The 8,498-nt window shown below is 70.8% G+C and carries 7 protein-coding genes; 5 read left to right on the top strand and 2 right to left on the bottom strand.

Annotated elements, in window-relative coordinates; all coding sequences use genetic code 11:
* The first annotated feature begins 70 nt into the window (after positions 1–70).
* From ACIY1X_RS20595 to ACIY1X_RS20580, 4 genes are all read left to right on the top strand, one after another.
* Positions 71–2,212, top strand: coding sequence for a TonB-dependent siderophore receptor (locus ACIY1X_RS20595; protein ID WP_399684156.1), 2,142 nt, complete (start codon positions 71–73; stop codon positions 2,210–2,212).
* 32 nt (positions 2,213–2,244) lie between these two features.
* Positions 2,245–3,459 carry a PepSY-associated TM helix domain-containing protein gene (locus tag ACIY1X_RS20590; protein ID WP_399684164.1) on the top strand — a complete coding sequence of 405 codons (1,215 nt, stop codon included), beginning with the start codon at positions 2,245–2,247 and terminating at the stop codon, positions 3,457–3,459.
* Positions 3,456–3,656: a hypothetical protein gene (locus ACIY1X_RS20585; protein WP_399684153.1), complete on the top strand. Its 201-nt coding sequence runs from the start codon at positions 3,456–3,458 to the stop codon at positions 3,654–3,656. The genes ACIY1X_RS20590 and ACIY1X_RS20585 overlap by 4 nt, the downstream gene beginning before the upstream one ends.
* An 83-nt stretch (positions 3,657–3,739) precedes the next feature.
* On the top strand, positions 3,740–5,863 hold the full coding sequence (locus tag ACIY1X_RS20580; protein ID WP_399684151.1) for a TonB-dependent receptor family protein: 2,124 nt from the start codon (positions 3,740–3,742) through the stop codon (positions 5,861–5,863).
* A gap of 10 nt (positions 5,864–5,873) precedes the next feature.
* On the opposite strand, the gene ACIY1X_RS20575 is transcribed toward ACIY1X_RS20580, so the two are convergent.
* Together ACIY1X_RS20575 and metK are read right to left on the bottom strand one after the other, a co-directional pair.
* A complete protein-coding gene (locus tag ACIY1X_RS20575; RefSeq protein ID WP_038208843.1) occupies positions 5,874–6,089 on the bottom strand; it encodes a hypothetical protein in 216 nt (71 codons plus the stop codon).
* 18 nt (positions 6,090–6,107) lie between these two features.
* The gene (gene metK / locus ACIY1X_RS20570; protein ID WP_399684148.1) at positions 6,108–7,289 is read right to left on the bottom strand and encodes a methionine adenosyltransferase; all 1,182 of its coding nucleotides are present in this window, start codon (positions 7,287–7,289) and stop codon (positions 6,108–6,110) included.
* Positions 7,290–7,499: 210 nt separating this feature from the next.
* On the opposite strand from metK, the gene ACIY1X_RS20565 reads away from it, so the two are divergent.
* Positions 7,500–8,381 carry a lysophospholipid acyltransferase family protein gene (locus ACIY1X_RS20565; RefSeq protein ID WP_399684145.1) on the top strand — a complete coding sequence of 294 codons (882 nt, stop codon included), beginning with the start codon at positions 7,500–7,502 and terminating at the stop codon, positions 8,379–8,381.
* The last annotated feature ends 117 nt before the right edge of the window (positions 8,382–8,498 follow it).

Genomic DNA, 8,498 nt, shown 5'->3' with positions numbered 1-8,498 from the left:
CGCTGGCAGCAGCGAATCGTTTGATAATGAGAACGGTTTTTGTTCATATTCAATTTTTCTTTTCCGACCGATGCACGCTGCCGGCCTGACGACTTTCCGACGCCTCCCCATCACTTTGGCCGCCGCCGCCCTGGCGGCTGCCGCGGCACCGGCCGCCGCCCAGACCGCCGAGCCGCCCCAGACGCCGGAGAACACCCTGCCGGTGATCCGCGTCGATGCGCAGGCCGAGCGCGAGACCGCCACCTCGCCGGTGATCGGCTACCGCGCCCGCAACGCCGCCACCGCCACCAAGACCGACACGCCGCTGGCCGAGACGCCGCAGTCGGTCACGGTGGTGACGCGCGACCAGATCGTCGACCAGGGCGCGACCAACCTGCAGGACGCGCTGACCTACGCCGCCGGCGTGCGCTCCGACGGCTACGGCCTGGACTCGCGCGCCGACAGCTTCATGGTGCGCGGCAGCGAGCCGTCGCTCTACCTGGACGGGCTGCAGATGTACTCGTCCGGCTGGTACACCGCGACCGCGCGCCCCGACCCCTACACGCTGGAGCGCCTCGAAGTGCTGCGCGGCCCGGCCGGCATGCTGTTCGGCGCCGGCACCGCGGCGGGCGTGGTCAACATGGTCAGCAAGCGGCCGCAGCAGGTGGCCTCGCGCGAGGTGGGCGTGCAGTTCGGCTCCTGGGGCCGCAAGCAGATCCAGGCCGACCTGACCGGCCCGCTGACGGCCGACGGCACCTGGTCGTACCGCCTGGTGGCGCTGCACCGCAAGGCCGACACGCAGGTGGACCACGTGCCGGACGACCGCTCGCTGATCATGCCCTCGCTCACCTGGCAGCCCAGCGCGGCGACCTCGCTGACGCTGCAGGGCCTGTGGCAGAAGGACAGGACGGGCAGCACCTCGCAGTTCTTCCCGTGGCAGGGCACGATCCTGCCGAACGTCAACGGGCCGCTGCCGACCAGCCGCTTCATCGGCGAGCCGGGCGACGGCTACGACACCGAGCGCAAGACCTTCGGCTGGCTGTTCGAGCACCGCTTCAACGACCAGTGGACCTTCCGCCAGAACGCGCGCTTCGCGCGCACCTTCAACGACTCGCACTACCACTACGGTGACTTCTTCTCGCTGCCCGGCGGCTGGGGCCTGGACCCCGTCGGCCAGCGGCTGCTGGGCCGCGTGAACGACAAGTCGCTCACGTGGACGCGCATGGCCGGCATCGACAACCACGTCGAGGGCCACTTCGATACCGGCCCGGTGCGCCACACGATGCTGATCGGCGCCGAGTACTCGCGCCAGCGCCAGGACAAGCGCGAGGGCTCCGCCTACAGCGCCATCGACGCCTACTTCCCGGTCTATGGCCTCGGTTACGTGCCGGTGACGGAACTGGCCGACCAGCCCCGCACCACCCAGCGCAACGCCGGCATCTACGTGCAGGACCAGATGAAGTGGGGCAACTGGATCTTCGTGGCCGGCCTGCGCCATGACCGCAGCACCGCTGGCACGGCGGGCAGCGCGTCGGAGACGACCAAGGCCACGACGCGCCGCCTGGGCGCGATGTACGTGCTGCCCTCGGGCTGGTCGCCCTACCTGAGCTACACCGAATCCTTCACGCCGCTGGCCGGCACCGACGCCAACGGGCGCCTGTTCAAGCCGCTGCGCGGCGAGCAGGTGGAGGCGGGCGTGAAGTACCAGCCGGCCGGCTCGGACACCAGCTTCACCGCCTCGGTCTACTCGCTCAAGGAGAAGAACCGCATCGTCTCCGACGACGCCAACCCCAACTACGGCCGCCAGCTCGACGCGACGAAGAACAAGGGCCTGGAGCTCGAGCTCAAGACCACGCTGGCGCGCGACGTCGACCTGATCGCCAACTACAACTACATCGACGCCGATCCCAAGCTCGGCGGCATGCCGCGCAACCAGGCCGCGGTGTGGGGCAAGTACCGCTTCGCCATCGCCGGCGTGCCGGGCTTCTCGGCCGGCGCCGGGGTGCGCTACATGAGCGCGTTCCGCGACGGCATCGGCGCCGAGGCGGGCCCGCGCGTGCCTTCGGTGGCCCTGCTCGACCTGATGTTCGCCTACGAGTCGGAGCAGTGGCGCCTGGCCCTGAACGTCAACAACGCCACCGACAAGGTGTACTTCAGCACCTGCCTGGCCCGCGGCGACTGCTGGTGGGGCGCGCGCCGCAACGTCGTCGCCACCGCGACCTACAAGTTCTGACGGCGATCGCCAGGGAGAATCCGGCCATGTCCATGACCACCCGCACCATCAAGACCTGGGCCTGGGTGCACAAGTGGAGCAGCATCGTGTGCACGGTGTTCATGCTGCTGCTGTGCATCACGGGCCTGCCGCTGATCTTCCACCACGAGATCGGGCACCTGCTCGGCACCGAGGTGGAGGCGCCGAAGATGGCCGAGGGCACGCCGCACACCAGCCTGGACAAGGTGCTGGAAGTGGCGCGCGCCAAGTACCCCGACCGGGTGGTGCAGTTCGCCTCCAAGGACGAGGACGACGACAACCTGTGGTTCGTCACCCTCACGCCCACGCCGGCGCCCACCGACGACTTCCGCTCCGTCGCCGTCGACGCCCGCACCGCCGAGGCGCTGCCCACGCCGCGCTTCGACGAGGGCTTCATGTGGATCATGTTCAAGCTGCACGTGGACCTGTTCGCCGGCCTGGCGGGCAAGCTCTTCCTGGGGCTGATGGGCCTCTTGCTGCTGGTGGCCATCGTCAGCGGCGTGGTGCTGTACTCGCCCTTCATGCGCAAGCTCGACTTCGGCACCGTGCGCCGCGACAAGCGCACGCGCCTGAAGTGGCTGGACCTGCACAACCTGCTGGGCATCGTCACGCTGGTGTGGCTGTTCGTCGTCGGCGCCACCGGCATGATCAACACCTGGGCCGACCTGATGATCAAGTACTGGCAGTACGACCAGCTCAGCACGCTGCTGGCGCCGTACAAGGACCAGCCCACGGTGCCGGTGGCCGAGCGCGCCTCGGTGCAGCGCTCGATGGAGGTGGCCGCGGCCCAGGCGCCCGGCACCAAGCTGGCCTTCATCGCCTTCCCCGGCACGGCCTTCTCCAGCCCGCACCACCACACCTTCTTCCTCAAGGGCAACGAGCCATTCACCTCGCGCCTGCTGCAGCCGGTGCTGGTGGACGCGAAGACGGCCGAGGTGACGGCCGCGCCGAAGCTGCCCTGGTACCTCACGGCGCTGCTGGTGTCGCAGCCGCTGCACTTCGGCGACTACGGCGGCATGCCGATGCAGATCATCTGGGCGCTGCTGGACATCGCCACCATCATCGTGCTGGGCAGCGGCCTGTACCTGTGGCTGAAGAAGGGCAACCCGGTGCACGAGCACAAGCCGCGCACCGGCCCCGAGGCGGCCGCGCCGCCGCCGCATGCGCCGGGCCAGGCGCCGCAGCCGGTGGGTGCGAATGCGGCGGCGCGGCTGGAGGGGGCGCCATGAACACCTCCACACAACGTGGCCAGAGTGCCTGGGCCATGTGGGGCTGGCCCATCGTGCTGGGCGTGCTCACCGCCGTCGGGCTGGTGTCGGCGCTGTTCAGCGACGGCGGCGCCGGTGACTTCGTGGCCTGGGTGACGCTCGGCATCCCGGTGGCGGTCTGCATCTGGTTCGGCTGGCTGCGTCGCAGCCGTTCCTGAGCGCCCCTGCCACGCAGGCGCCGCGGCGCCCATCGCGGGCAACCCTGTGCCGCGGCCGCGGCCCGGCATGACAACATGCGTGCATGTCGTCGTCGTTCCGGAGCCCGTCCGCGGGCTGGCCGCTGTTCCTCCTGCCCGGCCTGGTGCTGGCGCAGCCCGCGCCCGAGGCGCCACAACTGCCCGCCGTCACCGTCAGCACGCCGCGCGGCGAGGTGGTGCCCTTCGACGTGCCCGGTTCGGTGGAGCGGGTGGAGGGCAGCGAGATCCGTGACGGTCGCCTGCAGTCCCAACTGAGCGAAGGCCTGGCCGGCGTGCCGGGCCTGCAGCTGCAGAACCGCTACAACTACGCGCAGGACCTGCAGCTCTCGATCCGCGGCTTCGGCGCGCGCTCCACCTTCGGCGTGCGCGGCGTGCGGCTGTACGTGGACGGCATCCCCGCCACGCTGCCCGACGGCCAGGGCCAGACCTCCAACATCGACATCGCCTCGCTCGATCGCATCGAGATCCTGCGCGGGCCCTTCTCCGCGCTGTACGGCAACTCCTCGGGCGGCGTGGTGCAGGCCTTCACCGCCCGCGGCGAGGGCCCGCCCCGGCTGGCCTACTCGGCCGCCGGCGGCAGCGCCGGCACCTGGCGCCAGGGCGTGCAGGCCAGCGGCTCGCAGGGCCGCGTGGACTACCTGCTGAGCGCCAACCGCTTCCACACCGACGGCTGGCGCGATCACAGCGCCGCCACGCGCGACCTGCTCAACGGCCGGCTGGGCATCGCCCTGGACAACGGCGACCGCCTGACGCTGGTGTTCAACCGCGTGCGCATCGACGCGCAGGACCCGCTGGGGCTGACGGCCCAGCAGTTCGCCACCGCCCCGCGCGCCGCGCCGCTGGCCACGCAGTACGACACCCGCAAGAGCGTGCTGCAGAGCCAGGCCGGCCTCTTGTGGGAGCACCGCCTCGACGAGCGCCAGCAGCTGCGCGTGATGCTCTACGGCGGCCAGCGCGACACGGTGCAGTTCCAGTCCATCCCGCCCTCGGCGCAGCAGAACCCGCTGCACGCCGGCGGCGTGATCGACCTGCACCGCAACTACAGCGGGCTGGACCTGCGCTGGCTGGGCCGCTTCGACCTGGCCGGGCGCCCCTTCGAGTTGGTCGCGGGCCTGGGCTACGACAGCCTGAGCGAGCGCCGCAGCGGCTACGAGAACTACCTCGGCCCCGCCTCTGCACCGCTGCTGGGCGTGCGCGGGCGGCTGCGGCGCTTAGAGCACAACAGCGTGGCCAGCCTCGATCCCTACGCGCAGGCCACCTGGCGCCTGGCCGAGCAGTGGACGCTGGAGGCCGGCGTGCGCCGCAGCCGAGTGCGCTTCGACTCGCGCGATCTGTACGTGCTCGGGCGCAACGGCGACGACAGCGGCCGCGCGCGCTACGCCCGCACCCTGCCGGTGGCCTCGCTGCGCTGGCAGCCCACGCGCGACCTGGCGCTGTACCTGTCGGCCGGGCGCGGCTTCGAGACGCCGACGCTCAACGAACTGTCGTACCGGCCCGACGGCACGGGTGGCCTGAACTTCGCGCTGCGCCCCTCGGTCAACGACAGCGTGGAGCTGGGCGCCAAGGCGCGCATCGCGGGCGGGCTGCTGACGGCAGCGCTGTTCGACACCCGCACCCGCGACGAGATCGTGACGGCCACCAACACGGGTGGGCGCTCCACCTTCCAGAACGCGGGTCACACGCGGCGCCGGGGCTTCGAACTGGGCTGGCAGCACGAGACGGCGAATCACTGGCGCACGCAGGTGGCGCTGACCTGGCTGGATGCGCGCTACCGGGATGCCTTCTGCTCGCCCTCGCCCTGCGCCGGCGGCAACCTCGTGGCGGCAGGCAACCGCATCCCCGGCATCGCGCGGCAGTCCTTCTATGCCAGCGTCGGCTGGGTGCCGCCGCAGGGCTGGCGTGCGGGGGCGGAGCTGCGCGCGCTGGGCCGCGTGCAGGCCAACGACCGCAACACCGCCAGTGCGCCGGGCTATGCGGTGGCCTCGCTGTACGCGGGCTACGTGCGGCAGTGGGAGAAGTGGGAGTTCAACGCCTTCGCGCGCGTGGACAACCTGGCCGGGCGGCGCTACGCCGGCTCGGTCTTCGTCAACGAGGGCAATGCGCGCTACTTCGAGCCGGCACCGGGGCGCACCTGGACGGTGGGCGCCGGCGCCGCCTACCGATTCTGAACGGCCTGCGTCAGTCCTTCACGCACTCGAACAACACTTCCGTGTTGCCCGGCGCGATGCCCAGCAGGCGGGGGCGGCCGCCGCGCTCGGCGCAGTAGTTGCCGGTCTCGGTGGCGTTGGGCGTGCGCAGCTTGCCGTCGGGCATGCGCACCACCTGGTAGGGGGTGCCGCATGCGGCCAGGGCCAGCGGCGCGGCGAGGAGGCAGAGGGTCAGGAGCCGGGTCATGGCCGCGATTGTGCTGCCTTACAGCCCGGCCGCTGCACGCAGCGCCTGGGCTTTGTCCGTCCGCTCCCAGCTGAACTCGGGCTCTTCGCGGCCGAAGTGGCCGTAGGCCGCGGTCTTGCCGTAGATCGGGCGCAGCAGGTCCAGCATCTGGATGATGCCCTTGGGCCGCAGGTCGAAGTGCTCGCGCACCAGCGCAGCGATGCGGTCGTCGGGGATGACGCCGGTGCCCTCGGTGTAGACCGTGATGTTCATCGGGTGCGCCACGCCGATGGCGTAGGCCACCTGGATCTGGCACTGGCGCGCCAGGCCCGCGGCGACGATGTTCTTGGCCACGTAGCGCGCGGCGTAGGCGGCGCTGCGGTCGACCTTGGTCGGGTCCTTGCCGCTGAAGGCGCCGCCGCCGTGCGGGCAGGCGCCGCCGTAGGTGTCGACGATGATCTTGCGGCCGGTCAGGCCGCAGTCGCCCTGCGGGCCGCCGATGACGAAGCGGCCGGTCGGGTTGATCAGGTACTTGGTCTCTTGCAGCCATTCCTTCGGCAGCACCGGCTTGATGATCTCCTCGATCACCGCCTCGACGAAGCTGGGCTTCATCTTGGTGGCCGTCTCGCTCTGGTCGGGGCTGTGCTGGGTGGAGAGCACCACGGTGTCGATGCTGTGCGGCTTGCCGTCCACGTAGCGCATCGTCACCTGGCTCTTGGCGTCGGGGCGCAGGAAGGGCAGGCGGCCGTCCTTGCGCAGTTGGGCCTGGCGCTCGACCAGGCGGTGCGCGTAGTAGATCGGCGCGGGCATCAGCTCGGGCGTCTCGTCGCAGGCATAGCCGAACATCAGGCCCTGGTCGCCGGCGCCGGTGTTCAGGTGGTCGTCCGAGGCGTGGTCCACGCCCTGGGCGATGTCGTTGCTCTGCTTGTCGTAGGCCACCAGCACCGCGCAGCCCTTGTAGTCGATGCCGTACTCGGTGTTGTCGTAGCCGATGCGCTTGATGGTGTCGCGCGCGACCTGGATATAGTCGACGTGCGCGTTGGTGGTGATCTCGCCGGCCAGCACGACCAGGCCGGTGTTGGTCAGCGTCTCGGCGGCCACGCGCGAGCGCGGGTCCTGCTCGAAGATCGCGTCGAGGATCGCATCGGAGATCTGGTCCGCGACCTTGTCCGGGTGGCCTTCGGAGACCGATTCGGAGGTGAAGAGGAAATCGTTCGCCATTGAGAGAAAACTCCGTCGAGGTGGTTGCCTGGCGCGTTGCCAGGTCCGGGGGAGTCTTGGCGAACGCTTTAGCAGTTGGGTTTAACGTCGCCCTGCAAGTAGTCCTGTAACTCGGCGACAATTTGCATTCTATTCAAGCCGGCCGGGGCCTGGGGCCCGGGCCGCGCGTCCGCCCCTTCTTCCCGTGTCGTTGTTCCTCCTCACGCGCTGATGATCGCCCTGTTCCGTCTGCTGGCCCGCGTGCCCCTGCCTCTGATGCACGCCCTGGGCCGTGCGCTGGGCTGGCTGGTGTGGTGGCTGGCGCCGGGCTACCGCCGGCGCTTCCGCGCCAATGCGCAGGCCGCCGGCCTCTCGCCCGCGCAGTGGCGCCCGGCCATCGGCGCGGCCGGGGCCATGGCGGCCGAGCTGCCCTGGCTGTGGGCCCGCCCGGCGGGCGAGAGCGTGCTGCCGAAGGTGCTGCGCTGGGAGGGCCTGGAGGCCTTCGAGGCGGCGCTGGCCGAGCGGCGCGGCGTCATCATGATCGTGCCGCACCTGGGCAGTTGGGAGATGTACGGCCAGGCGGTGGGCGAACGTTTCCTGAAGGACCACGGTCCGCTCACCGCGCTGTTCCGGCCGGCGCGCAAGAAGTGGATGGCCGACCTGGTGGCCGGCTCGCGCGACCGGCCCGGCCTGCGCACGCTGCCCACCACCGTCAAGGGTGTGCGCGGCCTGATGCGTACGCTCAAGGAGGGCGGCTACACCGGCATCCTGCCGGACCAGGTGCCGCCGAAGGGGCAGGGCGTGTGGGCGCCCTTCCTGGGCCGGCCTGCCTACACCATGACGCTGCTGCCGCGCCTGGCGCAGACCACCGGCGCGCGCGTCTTCCTCGGCGTGTGCGAGCGGCTGCCGCGCGGCCGCGGCTACGTGATCCGCTTCGAGCCCTTCGACGGCACCGCGCTCAACGACCCGAAGGCCACGCCCGAGGCGGCCGCCGCGGCCATGAACGAAGGCATCGAGCGCCTGATCCGCAGCCTGCCCGGCCAGTACGTGTGGGACTACGCGCGCCACAAGGAGCCGCGCGAGGAGATGGAAGTGGCGGAGGGTGCTGCATGAGCCCCCGCCCGGCCGCCCCGAAGGGGGCTCGAGCCGCAGTGCGAAGCACGGAGGTTGTCCAATGAGCCTGTCGGCCCGCCTGGGCATCGGCTTCATGAAGGCGCTGGCGCACCTGCC

The sequence above is a fragment of the Xenophilus sp. genome (genome assembly GCF_044462705.1).
Taxonomy (GTDB): domain Bacteria; phylum Pseudomonadota; class Gammaproteobacteria; order Burkholderiales; family Burkholderiaceae_C; genus Xenophilus; species Xenophilus azovorans.
The sequence above is the reverse complement of the archived record's forward strand: the minus strand, read 5'-3'. Positions and strand labels throughout refer to the sequence as shown.